14 protein-coding genes are annotated in these 16,290 nt (G+C 49.0%); 5 read left to right on the forward strand and 9 right to left on the reverse strand.

The window, feature by feature from the left end; translation table 11 throughout:
• Position 1: 1 nt before the first annotated feature.
• From Q9292_RS12340 to pip, 4 genes are all read right to left on the reverse strand, one after another.
• Positions 2-541: a YfiR family protein gene (locus tag Q9292_RS12340; protein WP_313988524.1), complete on the reverse strand. Its 540-nt coding sequence runs from the start codon at positions 539-541 to the stop codon at positions 2-4.
• 224 nt (positions 542-765) lie between these two features.
• Complete coding sequence (locus tag Q9292_RS12345) at positions 766-2,271, reverse strand: tetratricopeptide repeat protein (RefSeq protein ID WP_409934500.1); 1,506 nt, start codon at positions 2,269-2,271, stop codon at positions 766-768.
• 126 nt (positions 2,272-2,397) lie between these two features.
• Entirely contained in the window at positions 2,398-3,672 is a 1,275-nt protein-coding gene (locus Q9292_RS12350) for a YhjD/YihY/BrkB family envelope integrity protein (RefSeq protein WP_313988529.1), read from the reverse strand.
• A gap of 15 nt (positions 3,673-3,687) precedes the next feature.
• Complete coding sequence (gene pip / locus Q9292_RS12355; RefSeq protein ID WP_313988531.1) at positions 3,688-4,644, reverse strand: prolyl aminopeptidase; 957 nt, start codon at positions 4,642-4,644, stop codon at positions 3,688-3,690.
• Positions 4,645-4,946: 302 nt separating this feature from the next.
• Here pip and Q9292_RS12360 point away from each other — a divergent pair, with 302 nt between their 5' ends.
• The 5 genes from Q9292_RS12360 (at position 4,947) to Q9292_RS12380 (ending at position 10,710) form a co-directional block, all read left to right on the forward strand.
• Complete coding sequence (locus tag Q9292_RS12360; protein WP_194749158.1) at positions 4,947-6,812, forward strand: PQQ-binding-like beta-propeller repeat protein; 1,866 nt, start codon at positions 4,947-4,949, stop codon at positions 6,810-6,812.
• 267 nt (positions 6,813-7,079) lie between these two features.
• Positions 7,080-7,955 (forward strand): quinoprotein dehydrogenase-associated putative ABC transporter substrate-binding protein, encoded by an 876-nt coding sequence (locus Q9292_RS12365; RefSeq protein WP_194749159.1) that lies wholly within the window; start codon positions 7,080-7,082, stop codon positions 7,953-7,955.
• A 222-nt stretch (positions 7,956-8,177) separates the two neighbouring features.
• Entirely contained in the window at positions 8,178-8,660 is a 483-nt protein-coding gene (locus Q9292_RS12370) for a c-type cytochrome (protein WP_194749160.1), read from the forward strand.
• A 140-nt stretch (positions 8,661-8,800) separates the two neighbouring features.
• On the forward strand, positions 8,801-9,310 hold the full coding sequence (locus Q9292_RS12375) for a c-type cytochrome (protein ID WP_313988536.1): 510 nt from the start codon (positions 8,801-8,803) through the stop codon (positions 9,308-9,310).
• 74 nt (positions 9,311-9,384) lie between these two features.
• A complete protein-coding gene (locus tag Q9292_RS12380; protein ID WP_194749161.1) occupies positions 9,385-10,710 on the forward strand; it encodes an NAD(P)/FAD-dependent oxidoreductase in 1,326 nt (441 codons plus the stop codon).
• Between the two features lie 66 nt (positions 10,711-10,776).
• On the opposite strand, the gene lplT is transcribed toward Q9292_RS12380, so the two are convergent.
• The 5 genes from lplT to Q9292_RS12405 form a co-directional block, all read right to left on the reverse strand.
• Positions 10,777-11,943: a lysophospholipid transporter LplT gene (lplT, locus tag Q9292_RS12385; protein ID WP_194749162.1), complete on the reverse strand. Its 1,167-nt coding sequence runs from the start codon at positions 11,941-11,943 to the stop codon at positions 10,777-10,779.
• A gap of 21 nt (positions 11,944-11,964) precedes the next feature.
• Complete coding sequence (locus Q9292_RS12390; protein ID WP_313988542.1) at positions 11,965-13,359, reverse strand: PhoH family protein; 1,395 nt, start codon at positions 13,357-13,359, stop codon at positions 11,965-11,967.
• Positions 13,360-13,371: 12 nt separating this feature from the next.
• On the reverse strand, positions 13,372-13,833 hold the full coding sequence (locus Q9292_RS12395; RefSeq protein WP_194749399.1) for a peroxiredoxin: 462 nt from the start codon (positions 13,831-13,833) through the stop codon (positions 13,372-13,374).
• A gap of 109 nt (positions 13,834-13,942) precedes the next feature.
• On the reverse strand, positions 13,943-15,424 hold the full coding sequence (locus Q9292_RS12400) for a HAMP domain-containing sensor histidine kinase (RefSeq protein WP_313988544.1): 1,482 nt from the start codon (positions 15,422-15,424) through the stop codon (positions 13,943-13,945).
• A gap of 6 nt (positions 15,425-15,430) precedes the next feature.
• Positions 15,431-16,213 carry a TonB family protein gene (locus Q9292_RS12405; protein ID WP_313988547.1) on the reverse strand — a complete coding sequence of 261 codons (783 nt, stop codon included), beginning with the start codon at positions 16,211-16,213 and terminating at the stop codon, positions 15,431-15,433.
• Positions 16,214-16,290: the final 77 nt, after the last annotated feature.

Here is a 16,290-nt window from a genome sequence, read left to right on the forward strand (position 1 = left end):
ATCACTGAATAAGGTTAGTCGCCAGTTTCATCAAGCGGGAGTCGAACACGATGCCGGCCTGTTTGGCCGCGCCCAAACGCAGCATGAACTGATAGCGTTTGTCTAGCTCGCTGATTTCTACATGGCCAAACTCGGCAAACTTGTTGCCCTGATGGACAACCGTGAGCACGGACTCTTTTTGAATAATCTGCTGCAATTCTAACGGCTTTTGTGAGACGACATCTTGAATATATAGCAAATTACAGCGTTTCACATCGGCTTGTGTTTTCAGTGTCACCAAAAAAATCGGAGATTGTTGTAATTTTTGCGATTCCAGCGAGGTGGCCTTGAGATGACCAATGTCTTCCTCAAACGCACATACCGTGTAAATCTCCTGGCGTGGGCGATAAGGCGTCTGACTCAACAGGGCCAGATTGTAGAGTAACTCACTTTTTGAGGTGCGTGCCTCGTCCACGCTGGCATGTGCTTGCTGGATGAAGTAGGGGTAAAGCAGGAGAAGCAGCAAGCGTGGGAAAAAACAAGACTGGCGCGCTGAAATCATCTTGATCTGACTCCAAAAGGGTGAGGGATCTGATCGAACGGTTTAGATTACAATGGGTTGCGGGCCAGTTTTAAGGCATTGCCACGGCCAGCTTACCGTCTGATGCAATGCCTATCATACCTTGCGGCCACCTATCTATAATCAGCAAAATTGATAAATTCTGTATCGGTTTGATAAATTCATAAAACTAAAGGATTTTTTCTGGCTTGTGAACCTGTAGGAGATTAATAGTCACTACGTGTGAAGCCGGTTGGCGTCGCGGGTTTTAAATCAAAGGCAATGCAAATGCGCTCTGCGTCTGCCTGAAACGGGATCGTTCTATGAAAGAGCGAAGAGGGAAACAGCACAATATCTCCAATCGCCGGCTTGATATAACGTGTCGGAAACCGGTCATGCAATTGCGGGTATTGGTCGCCATGCGTGCCATATTCAAAGGCGCCTTCCTTTTCATCCTCAGTCTCCGGCATAGCCAGGTAAACCGCGCCGCTGATCCAGCCGATTTCATGAATATGCGCATCCAGATGCCCGCCTGTTTGCATCTTGACATACCATGAGCTGGTGAACTCCAGTGCTGAGGGAAAATGCGTAATTAAGGCGCAGTCCGCATGTTTATAGTGTTCGTGGTATAAGCGAAACTCTCGCTTGACGATTTCGCCCAGTGCCCGGAACGAAGCTTCCGCCCGTTTGAATAAGTTGCCAGCAGACTGTTTGCCGTGAGTGAGCCGCGCTTGTTTGCGTTCAGCAATATCTGCTTGCGCGATATCGTTCAATAACTGTGTGAGCAAGGGGCTGCCAGGGGCCAGCTCAGGCAGGCTGCGGTGATAGACAAACGAAAAGCCATCCGGGCAAAACTGGTAAGGGTCGGGCTCGCCATGATTTATGCTGTAGTGCGTAGAGAGGGTGGCGATAAACGGTGCCGTGTGCGGGCCTTGCGCAAGCATTGCATCGCGACGTTGTTTAAAAACCTCAAATTGTTCGGCGCGATATAAACAATACAAGACTCTGGCTTGCCAATCTTCCAGTTGCGATGTCTCAAAGTAAGGGATCGCTTCTTCGAAGCGCTTGGCCAAATATAGAAACTCGCCCATGTTGTAATTGGCTGCAGCATGTTGGGGATTGCGCTGCAAGGCTTGCTGATAGCAGTTGACCGCCCGTGTCATATCGCCCTGATCGCGCCAGGTTTCCCCTAGATTGTTATAGGCATCGGTGTAATTTGGGAACAAATCGATGGCACGCTCATAGCTTTGTACGGCGGCTTGCAAGTCGCCTTGATCGCGTAGCACGGTGCCCAGATTAAAATGACCGCGTGCATCTTGCGGCTGGATGCGCAAGCCGCGCTGATAACTGGCGACCGCTTCGTCCAGCCGGCCTTGCTTTTGCAATATCGTGCCCAGATTGCCGTGGGCTTCAAAAAATTGCGGATTCAAGGCAATCGCTTGGGCATAAGCTTGCTCCGCGGCAACCAGGTCATTCAGATATGTTTTAACAATCGCATAGTTGAACCAAAGCTCAGGGACTTGCGGGTTTAGGTTTAAAGCATGTTGGTAAGCCTCAGCCGCTTGCGGGTAGGCTTGCTGTTGATCGAATGCTAGCGCCAGCAAATGATGCAAGATAAATTCGCGAGGATGTTGCGCCACTAAAGGGCGAGCACGTTGAATCACTGCCTCGAATTGGCCGCGATTCAGTTGCTGTATTAATGCATTGATCTCTTGTGAGAGTGGAATAGCCATCATGAAAAATTCCCAATATAGTTACAATTTTGTAACAGATATTACAATTCCGCAATGATTGCGTGTGTTGATCTCCCGCAAATGGTGATTGTCTAAAAGGGGATTGGGTGCCAAAAAGCAGGTGGGTTAGTGGGGGCGGGGATGGTCTGAGCGCTGTTTGAGCAGTCTAACGGCAATTTCAGGGGCTTGTTCCAGCAAGCTGTGCATGTAGTCGCTTTCTATGCGGATGACGGATGCCCTCTCGGAGACTACCACCACACTGGCGGTTGCCGCTTGTTGAGAAAACAAGGCCATGTCACCAAAGAAATCGCCAGACTGCAAAATGCGCACGGTGCTTTTCTGCCCATTAGCGTGCTGTGTCATATGCAAGGTGCCCTCGACCACCATGTAATAGTAGTTACTCAATGCGCCTTGCCGGATGACGTGGTCGCCTTTGCTATAGGACTGTCCAAAGATCTGTGTCAGCGCTTGCAGGTAATGCTGCTGATTGGGCACATCATCAAACAGACCTTTCAGTAGCAATATTTCTTTTTGTTTCAGCGTGACCATCAATTCTATGCCCGCCAAAAAGACGGCAAAGTTGAGATATAACCAGCTGATCGAGACAAACATGGCTTTCATGCTGCCAAACACGGCGCCAAAATTTTTATTCACCGTTAAAAATAACCCGAAGGCAGGGCGCATCAGCATCCACACCGTCGCCGTCAGCAAGGCTGAGATGAGTAAATGACGCCACTGGATGGGGAGAGGGCAAAAGCTATGATAAAAGCCGGCGATCAGCAAGGTGGTCAACAAGAGTGAAGCCAGCCAGCCGACCACGCTGATCATCGCTGTTGGCAGGTGCTGCGCCAAAAAGACAATCACTGATTCCAGCACAAAGCCAGCCGCGGTAAACAGGAAGAACACCAGCAACACGCCCAGTACCGCCATGATGTCCCGCAGCTTCTTATGCCAGAATGAGGGGACATCCTGGCGGCTGGCAATCAGATAAAAGCTGGAGCGCATATGTGCAGCCAGAGGGGTGATGGTCCATAGCAGAATAAAGAAGCCGACAGCACCCCAGGCGGCTTCGGTTTGAGTGTTGTGATACACCTCTACCATGATGCGCTGGCTAAATTCCGGGAGCAGATTGCTGGTCAGGATGGCCAGCTTCACGATCGCATAATCCGATGAGTACACCAAGTGGCTGAGTAAAAAGAAAATCAGCACAATCAGCGGGATCAGCGCAAACAGGGCATAAAACGACAACGCTGCCGCCAGCGCCATCAGGCGGTGGCGAATCACACCATGCCAGGTGGTCTGCACCACAAATAGTGGCGTGCAATAGGTATAAGCCGACAGCTGCTGTTTCAAGCCTTGCCATTGCTGCTGCAAGGTTGACCATAATACGGATGGCATCATATTGCGTTTAGTGGCTCAGTCTGCGTCTGATAAATGCTTATATTGTTCTGTGGCGTTCAGCAGGGCAAGGCAGGTACCTGCCTCCATCGCGGAGTGACCAGCATCCGGCACCATCACAAACTTGGCGTGAGGCAGAACTTGGCTCAGTGCCCAAGCCGTTTGCGGTGGGCACACCATGTCATAACGGCCCTGAACAATTGTCGTTGGAATGTGCGTCAGTTGTTTGCCCGCATCGGAGAGCATCTGCTCACCATCCACAAAACAGAGATGCCGGATGTAATGAATTTGTACCCGTGCGCGGGCGAGCTCCACCTGGCCATCCGGGGCGCTGCTGTCAGCCTTGGGCAGCAGGCTCATGATGCTGGATTCAAATGCATTCCAATGAATTGCCGCCGGAATACTGACGATAGGGTCAGGATCGAACACCTGGGTTGCATAGTACTCCAGTACCTGGCTGCGCTGCGCTTCTGGGACTGGGGCTAGTAATGCCTGCCATGCTTCAGGAAAAAACAATGCAACCTGTCCCAGAAACCAGTTAATTTCATGTGGCCTGCTTAGAAAGATGCCACGCAAGGTCAGGCTGATCACCTGATTCGGATGTTGATTGGCATAAGCCAGCGCCAGGGTGCTGCCCCATGATCCGCCGAAGACATGCCAGCGTGAAATATTTAGCCTGGTCCTAATCTGTTCAATATCGGCAACCAGATGTTGGGTTGTGTTGTCTTGAATTTCTCCCGCCGGCATGCTGCGGCCGCAGCCGCGCTGATCAAACAGAATGATGTGGTAATGCGCAGGATCAAAAAAGCGCCGTTGCGCAGGATTGCAGCCGCTGCCCGGGCCACCGTGCAAAAAAATCACGGGAACCCCTTCTGGATTCCCGCACTGCTCAACATAGATAGAATGTAACGAAGTGGCAGCAAGATGCCACTGTTTGAATGGTTGGCATTCGGGAAAGAGGGCGAGGTTCTTCATAGAGGGTTTTCTTTAACTATTTGATTTTATTTGTGAAAATTTATTTCCAATGAGACGGTGGAAAAATTCAAAAAATAATTTGAAAAAATTGTAACCAATTTGTAACCAAAGTGTTGCAATTGAAAACAAATTGTTCTATATTGCAATCCTCACATGTGGCAAGTGACAATTTCCAAGTTAGTTCAGGATAATTTCCCTTGTCTCTGGTGTGTAAAGTGTGTGCCTTTTATGCTCATTCCTAGTGTCAGCAAATCAGGTGCACACCTAATATTAAACCCTTAGTACTAACTTTGGAGATCAATATGCAAGTTAACAAAATCAAACTGGCCCTGGGTCTGGTAGCTGCTTTGCCAATGGTTGCATTCGCTGCTGCTGACCAAGAAGCTGCGATGAAAGATGCCAACAACTGGGCACACCCACGCGCTAACCATTTCAACCAAGGCTACAGCAACCTGGCTCAAATCAACAAAGGTAACGTTAAAAACCTGAAAGCAGCCTGGACATTCGCAACTGGTGTAAACCGTGGTCACGAAGGTTCTCCAGTGGTTGTGGGTAACATGATGTATGTACATACAGCATTCCCAAACAACGTATACGCTCTGGATTTGAACGACAACCAAAAAATTGTTTGGTCCTATTTCCCAAAACAAGACCCAAGCGTACAAGCAGTTCTGTGCTGTGACAACGTTTCTCGCGGTCTGGGCTACGGCGACGGCAAAATCTTCTTGCAACAAAACGACGGCATGCTGGTTGCTTTGGATGCAAAAACTGGTGCTAAAGTTTGGGACGTTAAAAACACTGATCCAAAAGTCGGTGCAACTAACACCAACGCACCACACGTGATCAAAGACAAAGTACTGACCGGTTGCTCAGGTGCTGAGTTCGGCGTACGTTGCTTTATTGTTGCTTACAACATTAAAGATGGTTCTCTGGCATGGAAAGCCTACTCTACAGGCCCAGATAGTGAAACATTGCACGACGCTAATACCAACAAAGAAAACCCACAGTACAACGCGCTGTCTGTTTATGAAGACGTGAACGGTGGTAACAAACAAGGCGGTTCTTTCAAAAAGATCCCTAACGACCAACTGAAAATCGGCGAAAAAGAACTGGGTACACGTACTTGGTTGAAACCACAAGCTGTGAAAGACGGCTGGCAACATGGTGGTGGTTCCGTATGGGGCTGGTGGCCATATGATGCCAAGACAAACTTGGTATACTACGGTTCAGGTAACCCATCCGTTTGGAACCCAGACGTACGTCCAGGTGACAACAAATGGTCCATGACAATCACTGCACGTGATCTGGACACTGGTGTTGCTAAATGGGCAATGCAAATGACACCACACGATGAGTGGGACTACGACGGTATTAACGAAGTGATCCTGTTCGACAAAGGTGGCAAAACATACGCATGGCACCATGACCGTAACGGCTTTATCTACACATGGCAAGCTAACAACGGTACATTGGTTGCTGCTGAAAAAGTGCACCCATTTGTTAACTGGGCTAACAGCGTTGACCTGAAAACAGGTGTACCAGACAAACTGGCATCTGCTTCTACACACCAAGACTACAACGCTAAAGGTGTATGTCCAGCGGCTCTGGGTACTAAAGACCAACAGCCAGCGGCTTACTCACCAAAAACTGGTTTGATGTACACACCATTGAACCACGTATGTATGACATACGAGCCAGTTGAGTCCAAATACGTTGCTGGTCAACCATGGGTTGGTGCGACACTGACTATGTTTGCTGGTCCAGACGGCGTGATGGGTGGTTTCGGTGCTTACGACCCAATGACCAACAAAAAAGTTTGGTACAACAAAGAGAAGTTCTCTGCTTGGGGTGGTGCTCTGACTACAGCTTCTAACATTGTGTTCTACGGTACATTGGATCGTTGGTTCAAGGCTGTTGATGCACAAAATGGTAAAGAACTGTGGAAATTCCAAGTGGGTTCCGGTGTAATTGGTAACGCATTCACCTACGGCCATGCTGGTAAACAATACGTTGGTGTATTGTCTGGTATCGGTGGTTGGGCTGGTGTTGCGATGAACTTGGGTATGACTAACGACACAGACGCACTGGGTGCTGCTGGTGGTTACAAAGAGTTGACCAAGTACAACGCTGCGCCTGGCGGCGGTGCATTGAACGTATTCTCACTGTAATTTGAGCTTGTCTTAAATTATCTAATAGAAGTACGTTAATTATCTAATAGAAGTACGTTGACTCCTTAACACCCTGCTTAGGCAGGGTGTTTTTTTTCATGAATTTCATGATTAAAAACCATGAACAGGAATTTAAGTAGGGCTTCCCTACAAATCAATACGTATTCGCGATAAGATGATTGAGTTTGTCGTGAATTCATCGAACTTTTGCATATGATTAAGTTCAAAAAACGACAGGAAACAATCACAAAAAGGAACGAAATCAAAATGAAAATATGGAATATGCTGGGTGCGGTGGGATTGGTGTTGGCAACGCAATCATGGGTGTCTGCTGAGGAGATCGAAATCCCTTCAATCAACCCGGATGAAGGCCGGATCGGTGAGGTACGTCGTGTGGCTGATGAATCAGAGTTCAAGGTTTGTTCTGATCCCGATAATATGCCTTACTCTAACTTGAAGCTTGAAGGATTTGAAGACAAGATTGCAAAAGTACTGGCCGATGACCTGGGCAAGAAGCTGAGCTTCCAATATGCCTATAACCGTCAAGGGTTTCTACGTAATACCATCAATGCGATGCGATGTGATGTGATCATCGGTATGACCTCAGACTTCGATGGGTTGAGAACGTCCAAACCCTACTATCGTTCAGGACATGTATTTGTCTGGCGCAAAGACAGCAATTACGACATTACCAACTGGGATTCGCCAGATTTGAAAAAAGGCATTATCGGGATTGTTGACAAGAGCCCAGCGACTATCCCGCTCAATGATTACAACTTGATGACGAATGCACGTCCTTACCGTTTGCAGCGCGATCTGAATTTGCCAACCAGCTTCATTATTGATGATCTGGTCAAAGGCGATATTGATGTCGCTGTGATGTGGGGTCCTATCGCTGGTTACTACGTTAAAAATTCCAAAGTCCCGCTGGAAATGCGCTTGATTCCTGAGTACAACAAAGTCAACCTCAAAGGTAAGGAGTATTGGAATATTTCAGTAGCTGTCCGTATGAAGGACAAAGACCGCATCAAAATGATTAATGAAGCTTTAGAGCGCAACAAAGACAAGATTGATGCGATTCTTAAGGATTATGGTATCCCCACCGTGCCAGTTGTTGAAGGCGACAGTGTGTATAAAAAATAACAGTGCTGTTGAAAAAGTTTTATAAACAGACAGTTGCTAATGACAAGGAAAAAAAAACACAGTAAAATCGTTGGCTTGTTTTGAGATGGCTGTGTGATAAATTCTGTCATTATTAATGAATTATTCGTCAACCGTTTCTGGAACGATTCGTTAAATGAGCATGCGGTAATTGTTTTGTTTACCACTTGTCGCCGCTCATTTTGTTTAGGATTAGGAGAAAACATGTTAGGCAACACACTTAAATCAGCATTGTTGATTTCCTTGATGGCATTTGCCACAGGCGCAATGGCTGATATCACTTTTTCAGCAACTCAAGACGGTTCCACCTTGAACATTGACAAAGCTTTGTTCGATACAGATGCTGCCAAAGAATTTTTGGCTACTGGTAAAAACCCATACATCGGTAACGAAGACGCTATCAAAAAAGGTAAAAAGATTTTCAACATGTACTCATGTGTTGCCTGTCACGGTGGTAAAGGTGAAGGCGCTGTGGGTCCAGGCTTGATCGGTGCTAACTTCCGTTACGCTAAAAACGCAACGAACAAAGGCATGTTTGAAACCATCTGGCACGGTACCAACGGTGGTATGGGTGCTAAAGGTTTTGGCCTGATGGCGCCAGATGATGGTTTGAAACCAGATGAAGTATTGAAAGTGATTGCCTTTGTGCGTAGTAATAGCAACGTAGGCATGACAGGTAACGAATAACTCGTTACGAATAAAAACGGTCACTTAGGTGACCGTTTTTTGTTTTTATGGCACAATTAAAGCGTGCTGTGTGAAGCTAAAATAATAATAGACATGGCAGGATTTTAAGGAATAACACTATATAAAACCTGGGGGTAACGATGAGAAGTTTATTATTGACGACATTGCTGGCAGCAATGTTGGCGGCATGTAACAACGGTGGGCAATCTGCTGGCGCTTCAGCAGAAGGTGGCGATGTCAAGGCGATACAATTTGTCACCACCCAAGATGGTCAACCTATGGAAATTGACCATAAAATGTTTGATACACCTGCTGCGAAAGAATTTTTGGCGACGGGTAAAAACCCTTATATTGGTAACGAAGAGGCGATTAAGGAAGGCAAGAAAAAGTTTAACCTGTTCTCTTGCGTTGCTTGTCATGGTGGTCATGGTGAAGGCGCTGTCGGGCCTGGCTTGATTGGCGAGAATTTCCGTTATGCGAAGAATGCAACCAATAAAGGCATGTTTGAAACAATCTGGCATGGCACCAATGGTGGCATGGGTGCAAAAGGTTTTGGCTTGATGGCGCCAGATGATGGTTTGAAGCCTGACGATGTATTGAAAATCATCGCTTTTATTCGTAGTCATGCCAAAATTACTGGTAACGAATAGTCGTGTTATTTGAGGTGTTGTGCGCGCTTGGCAGTACGGCAGGCGCGCTTTTTTATTGAAGGATTAATGTGAGCGTGACTGACGAAAATGATTTACACCATGTCATTATTGTAGGTGGTGGTGCAGGTGGCCTTGAATTGGCGACCAAGTTGGGTGACTCCTTGGGCAAAAAGAAAAAAGCAAGGATCACGTTGATTGATGCAACGCGAACCCATGTCTGGAAGCCGCTGTTGCACGAAATTGCAGCGGGTAGTATGGATCCGGATCGCCATGAGCTGGAGTATCTGGCACAGGCACATTGGCATCACTTCAAGTTCAGGCTGGGCCGGATGGATGGGCTGAATCGTGCAACACGTGAAGTGTTTTTGTCGCCGGTACATGACGAAGATGGGAATGAAATTATTGCGCGCCGTTCATTCAAATACGATACCCTGATTATCGCGGTGGGTAGTACTACCAATGATTTTGGCATTAAAGGGGCACGTGAGTATTCACTTGCCTTGGATACCCAGGCGCAGGCGCAAAAATTCCATCGCTATCTGCACAACGCATTATTGCGTGCACAAACACAGCCTGAACCATTAAAACCCGGTCAGCTTGAAGTGGCGATTGTGGGCGCTGGGGCGACGGGTGTCGAGTTGGCGGCTGAACTGCACAATACTACGCGTGAGCTCGCCGCCTATGGCCTGGATAAAATTGATGCCGATCGTGACGTCAAGATTTCTCTGATTGAAGCAAGTGACCGTATTTTGCCAGCATTACCACCCAAGCTTTCTTATGCGGTCGATGTTGAGTTGCGTAAACTGCGGGTGAATGTGTTTACTGGCGAGCGTGTGACTGAGGTGTCTCCCAAAGGCATCACGACGCACAGCGGCCGTACGATTCCTGCGGAGTTGGTAGTGTGGGCGGCTGGCATCAAAGCCCCGGATTTCCTCAAGGATATCGATGGGCTGGAAACCAACCGCATTAACCAGTTGGTGGTGAATCAGCATTTGCAGACCACTCGTGATACGAATATTTTTGCGTTTGGTGATTGTGCAGCCTGTCCATGGCTGGGGCATGACGCGACGGTACCTCCACGTGCGCAAGCGGCACACCAGCAGGCTTCGCTGCTGATCAAGACGGTGAAGGCGCGTGTGGCTGGTAAAGAGTCGCTGCCAGAGTTCCACTATACCGATTACGGCTCACTGGTCAATTTGGGCAAATACTCTACCGTGGGCAGCTTGATGGGTGCCGTGGCGGGGGGCAGCATGTACATTCAGGGCTTGTTCGCACGCGTGATGTACCGTTCCTTGTACAAGATGCACTTGATGGCATTGCACGGTGTGCTGGCGGTGATTGTTCATACCATCGGTCGTATTATCTCAAGACGTACCGAGCCCCATGTCAAATTGCATTGATCGCTAGACAGCAAAAAGGGCGCTCAGGCGCCCTTTTTTGTTGATTGTATCAAAGCTGCGTTGCGCTTATCGCCGGATATGTTTGCGATAAACCAGTGTGATCAATGACATGCTGAAAATAATAAATACCCCGAAGATGGCCACAATGGTATTAATGTCTAGCTTGGCGCCTACCATCCAGGTGTAAGCGCCCAACAGCAGCAAGATACCTATATTCTCGTTAAAATTTTGTACGGCAATCGAGTGCCCGGCGCCGAGTAAATGATGGCCCCTGTGTTGTAATAAGGAGTTGAGCGGCACCAGAAAATAGCCTGAAAGCACACCAATCACAAATAGCAGGATCCCTGCCAGAATGGGGCTGTGGATCACCATCATGCTCATCACCAGAATCCCCATGTAAATGCCTGCCGGTAACACTTTCACGGCATTCTCCAGCTCGACATACTTGGAAGCGATGATTGAGCCGATGGCGATGCCAACGGCAAGGATGGCGATCAAATAAGTCGCTTGTTGCTGAGAGAAGCCCAATCTGACATCTGCCCACTGTAATACCACGAATTGCAAGGTGGCGCCGGCGCCCCAGAACAAAGTGGTGACGGCCAGCGAGACCTGGCCTTGCGGATCTTTCCACAGCGTCATAAAGGCATGCCAAAAATCCTTGAGCAAAAACCAGAGCGTTTTTTGCGCTACTTTGTGGTCAATCGGTACTTTGGGAATGTAGTAGTTGAACGCTGCGGCCAGCAAATATAGGCACATGATGCAGGCTATGCCCATGTATGGATTGTTGGCAGATAACGTAGAACCCAAGACCGGCCCCAGAATAATGGCGGTGACTGTAGTGCCTTCCATCCATGCGTTGGCCTTGATTAACAAATGCGATGGCAGCATTTCAGTCAAAATGCCATATTTCGCCGGCGAGTAAGCGGCAGCACCTATCCCCACCACAGCGTACGCATACAGGGGCGGCACGCCCGCCAGTGCCATCAGGCAACCGATAAACTTCAATCCATTGCTTAAAAACATGACCCGGCCTTTGGGCAGCGCATCGGCAAAGGGGCCGACAAAAGGCGCGAGCACGATATAGGAAATCACGAAAAATTCGCGTAGAAGTGGTTCGTGCCAGCTGGGTGCGTTAAGCTTTGCCAGCAGGGCAATCGCAGCAAACAGCAGAGCATTATCTGCGATTGCCGACAAAAACTGGGCAATCAGTAAGGTATAGAAGCCTTTGACCATAAGAAGCGAGCAGACGACTGTCTACAAGACCTCTGCCGCAAAGTCTGCCAGACGTGAGCGCTCACCACGTACCAGGGTAATATGCCCGTTATGCGCCCAGTTCTTGAAGCGGTCAACCACATAGGTCAATCCCGAGCTGCCCTCCGTCAGGTAGGGGGTATCAATCTGGGCAATATTGCCCAGACAGACCACTTTGGTGCCCGGTCCGGCCCGCGTAATCAGCGTTTTCATTTGTTTGGGGGTGAGGTTTTGTGCTTCGTCTATGATCAGAAACTTGTTGAGAAAGGTACGGCCACGCATAAAGTTCAGCGATTTGATTTTAATCCGGGTACGAATCAGGTCTTGGGTGGCTGCACGGCCCCACTCACCCACATCTTCATCGGTTTTGTTGAGCACATCGAGGTTGTCCTCAAGGGCACCCATCCATGGCGCCATTTTTTCCTCTTCCGTGCCAGGTAAAAAGCCAATATCTTCGCCGACCGGTACCGTCACACGGGTCATGATAATTTCCGAATAACGTTTTTTATCCAGGGTTTGCGTCAGGGCGGCGGCGAGGGTGAGCAAGGTTTTACCTGTCCCGGCCTGCCCCAGCAGCGTAACAAAATCAATGTTGGGATCCATCAGCAGGTTGAGCGCAAAGTTCTGCTCACGATTGCGTGCAGTGATGCCCCACACATTGTGTTTGGCGTTCATGTGGTCCTGCACCACTTCAAGAATGGCGGTATTGTCTTCAATCTTGCGCACAATAGCGTGAAACGGTTTGTTGAACTCATAAAACACGAATTCATTTACTAGCAGTGACTTGACGATAGGCCCGCTGACTTTGTAGTACATGCGGCCAGATTCTTGCCATGAATGCATGTCCTTGCTGTGCAAGTCCCAAAAGTTTTCAGGCAGTTCGCGCAGGCCGGTATACAGCATGTCGCTGTCTTCCAGTACCTTGTCATTAAAGTAATCTTCAGCCGCCACGCCCATGGCACGGGCTTTGATGCGGATGTTGATATCCTTACTGACCAGGATGACATTGCGTTTGGTGTGTTGTTTTTTGAGTGCCAGCACCACGCTGATGATCTGGTTGTCGGCCTTGCTGCCAGCGAGGCCTGGTAAATCCGTCGGCACATGTTCGGTCTGGAAAAACAGCTTGCCAGTTAAATGACGGTTGCCTTGAATGGCAAGCGGACAGCCTTCCTCAAGGTTGCTTGTTTCATTGCCCCCCATGATTTCTTCAAGAAAACGGCTGGCCTGGCGCGCGTTACGTGCAACTTCGGTCAAGCCTTTTTTATTGTTGTCCAGCTCTTCCAGGGTGACCATGGGAAGGTAGACGTCGTGCTCTTCAAACCTGAATAGCGACGAAGGGTCGTGCATCAAAACGTTGGTATCGAGAACAAAAAGCTTGGTTTGTGGAGCACGGGCCATAGAAAATCACTTTTATGAGTGGGAAGACTGTATGCTGGCTAACACCTCAGCGGCATGACCATCGACTTTGACACCGCGCCATTCGCGCACAATGATGCCTTGTGGGTTGATCAGAAACGTACTGCGCTCAATGCCGCGAACCTGTTTGCCATACATGTTTTTCATTTTGATCACATTAAACGCCTGGCAAGCGATCTCATCGCTGTCCGAGATCAATTCAAAGGGAAAGCTGTATTTGGCCTTGAAGTTTTCGTGCGATTTGAGCGTATCACGCGAAATGCCGAAAATGATGGCATTGGCTTCGAGAAATGCGGCATGCATGTCACGGAACTGCATCCCTTGCGTGGTACAGCCTGGGGTGGAATCCTTGGGGTAGAAATACAGGACGAGGAACTTGCCCAAATAGTCTTTGCTATTGAATTGCAGGCTGGAGGTCGCTGGTAAGCTGAGTTCTGGAACAGGTGAATTTAACATAGTTGACATCGCTATCACTTAATCACATTGTTGATAAAAATACAAAATTAAGCAAGCACAAATCGCATATTCACCGCCTGCGATCAAGCATCTCACGAGAGGTGGATGATTATTGCGGTAATAAGATAGTAATGCGGGTACCTGTGCCTGCGCCACTTTCAAAAGACATGCTCCCGCCGAGCTCTTCGCAAACTTTAAATGCAAAAGGAATGCCGAGACCCGTGCCGAACCGTTTGGTGGTGGGGCCCGGTGTCAGTGCATGCGGATCAGGCTTGAACGGCATGCCTGGCCCCTGGTCGATAATCACCAGGGTTAGCAAGTGATCATGTAGCGCACATTGCAGCTGAATCTCGGCGCCTTTGGGAGAAGCCTCTGTCGCGTTTAGAAGCAGGTTGTATAGCATTTGTTCCAGTAAATGCTCGTCGGTCAAAATCAATTGTTGCACCGTGTCACTGTTTTCTTGCAACCTGATCTGCTTTTCATTCAGTTTGGGATGCAGGGTAGTGACCGCACCTTGAACGATATTGGATAGCCGCAGCTGATTGAGCATAGGCTTGATCGGATGCAGATAAGACAACAGGCTGCCGGTCCAGCGCTCAAGCCGGTCTACGGTATGGATAATGCCTTGAATCGATTCCATGGTGTCCTTGTCCAGCTGCGGGTCATCGATCACCTGCGCAGTAGCGCGGATACTCGCCAGGGGATTGCGGATGTTATGCGCCAGCATAGGCACCAACAGGCCAAGTGCCGCCTGTTTCTCGCTCTTGACCAGGGCATCGCGGCTGGCGGCCAGGTCTTCGGCCATTTTATTGATTTCGCGTGACAGCATCGCCAGCTCCTCGGCACCAGCTTCTGGCACCTGATGGGTGAGGCTGCCGCCGCTGATGGCATTGGTGGCTTGCATAATGTCATTTATCGGGCGCACGATAGACTCTTTGAGAATGCGCCTGGAATAGACAATCAGCACACAAGCCAGTAACAGCGGCAAGGACAAAACGGCAATGGAGTTACTTCTGGCTTCATCCAGCCTGTGCTTGATTTCACCTTGCTTGATCATGAGCAGGCGTTCTGCGCGCTTGGACACCTCTTCATAATGCTTGAAGATGCCGGTTTCAATATCCTGATAAATCGACTTCTGGGCATTACGGTCGGGATTGTGCTGGTAACGATAGAACAGCGCAGGTGCTTCATTCACCAAGTTGCGGTATTTGTGCTCAATTTCCATCAAGGCATCACGTTCTTCCTGGTCCAGCGCGATCGACTGCAGGCGCTCCATATGGATCAGAATCGACGTGGTGTATTGGTTGTATTCATTGAGCGCATTCGTCTCTTGCAAAAAAAATGCATCAAACAACTCTTTCATTTGCCGGTAAAGGTCGCCACGTACCAGGTAGATTTCCTGGATCACGACATTGATGCGCTGGGATTGTTTGGAGGCTTTGTCCCACAAATAGATGCCATAAGCGCCACTGGCGACGGCGAGGACGATCAGTGCAATAAAATAGATGTCATGAAAAAGCAATAATAAGCGCAGCGGCTTGTCATGTTGCCAATGGGGAGATGAGCTTGTCTGCTTGCGCTTGAACAGCATGTGCACCTAACTGGACAGTTTGAAGCTGACCGTGACAATAATGTTATTGATTCTGCCACGTAGTATTTCATGAAAATGGGGTTTAAGCTGCGATTTTTGCGCTGCCGCCAAGGCTGCGTCATCAATGGCTTTGTTGCCGCTGGACTCGACGACTTCAATATTGGTGATATTGCCATGATCGTCAATGCTGATGCTTAATTTGACATCGCCCTCTATGCCTCTGTCTTGCGCAATCCGCGGGTAGCGCTGGTTTTTCTTCAGCTCCCTATGCGCCGCACTTCTAAACGCATTACGCGCGGCGTCAATATCCCCTTCGCTGGGCCCAGAGGCTTTGACTGGTTCTGGTGGCACAGGGGGCGCGGGGGGCGGCACCACGACTTCAGACTTGGTTTCACTGACGCTGGGCTTGGCGGCAATCACGGCCGGGGCTGGTGATTCCACTACGGGGCGGGGCGTTTCTACCGCTTGCTCTGGCATAGGCGACGGTTTTTGCGGCGTCACCGGTTTTTGCTCTACGGGCTTGGGTTCTAGCTTTGGAGGCTGTGGCTGCGGTTTGGGAGGGGTGGGTTTGACCACTTCAGGTTCTGCTGGTGCAGGTGGCGCGGGCGTGACCGCGGGTGGTTCTGGTTTGACCAGCTCAATCCGTATTTCTTGCTTGTTTGGGGGCGGCAGGTCGTAATCAGGTTTGGGTAGGGTAAACATGATCAAGGCATGTATCAGGAGTGAGGCAATCAGGCACCACTCTAATAAATGACTGAATTGTTTTGTTTCTTTTAAAACGGCTTGCACGCCAATATCCCTTTTGATGACCCCCAACGCAAGCCGACACTATAAGCTATTTTTGAATCTTCTTGCCAGCTTGCAGA

It is taken from the genome of Methylophilus sp. VKM B-3414, from assembly GCF_032248435.1.
GTDB lineage: Bacteria > Pseudomonadota > Gammaproteobacteria > Burkholderiales > Methylophilaceae > Methylophilus > Methylophilus glucosoxydans.

Bases quoted from the DNA above. Each gene is read 5' to 3' on its own strand.
- Q9292_RS12340 (WP_313988524.1), bottom strand. From the start codon at position 541: ATGATTTCAGCGCGCCAGTCTTGTTTTTTCCCACGCTTGCTGCTTCTC.
- Q9292_RS12345 (WP_409934500.1), bottom strand. From the start codon at position 2,271: ATGGCTATTCCACTCTCACAAGAGATCAATGCATTAATACAGCAACTG.
- Q9292_RS12350 (WP_313988529.1), bottom strand. From the start codon at position 3,672: ATGATGCCATCCGTATTATGGTCAACCTTGCAGCAGCAATGGCAAGGC.
- pip (WP_313988531.1), bottom strand. From the start codon at position 4,644: ATGAAGAACCTCGCCCTCTTTCCCGAATGCCAACCATTCAAACAGTGG.
- Q9292_RS12360 (WP_194749158.1), top strand. From the start codon at position 4,947: ATGCAAGTTAACAAAATCAAACTGGCCCTGGGTCTGGTAGCTGCTTTG.
- Q9292_RS12365 (WP_194749159.1), top strand. From the start codon at position 7,080: ATGAAAATATGGAATATGCTGGGTGCGGTGGGATTGGTGTTGGCAACG.
- Q9292_RS12370 (WP_194749160.1), top strand. From the start codon at position 8,178: ATGTTAGGCAACACACTTAAATCAGCATTGTTGATTTCCTTGATGGCA.
- Q9292_RS12375 (WP_313988536.1), top strand. From the start codon at position 8,801: ATGAGAAGTTTATTATTGACGACATTGCTGGCAGCAATGTTGGCGGCA.
- lplT (WP_194749162.1), bottom strand. From the start codon at position 11,943: ATGGTCAAAGGCTTCTATACCTTACTGATTGCCCAGTTTTTGTCGGCA.
- Q9292_RS12390 (WP_313988542.1), bottom strand. From the start codon at position 13,359: ATGGCCCGTGCTCCACAAACCAAGCTTTTTGTTCTCGATACCAACGTT.
- Q9292_RS12395 (WP_194749399.1), bottom strand. From the start codon at position 13,833: ATGTTAAATTCACCTGTTCCAGAACTCAGCTTACCAGCGACCTCCAGC.
- Q9292_RS12400 (WP_313988544.1), bottom strand. From the start codon at position 15,424: ATGCTGTTCAAGCGCAAGCAGACAAGCTCATCTCCCCATTGGCAACAT.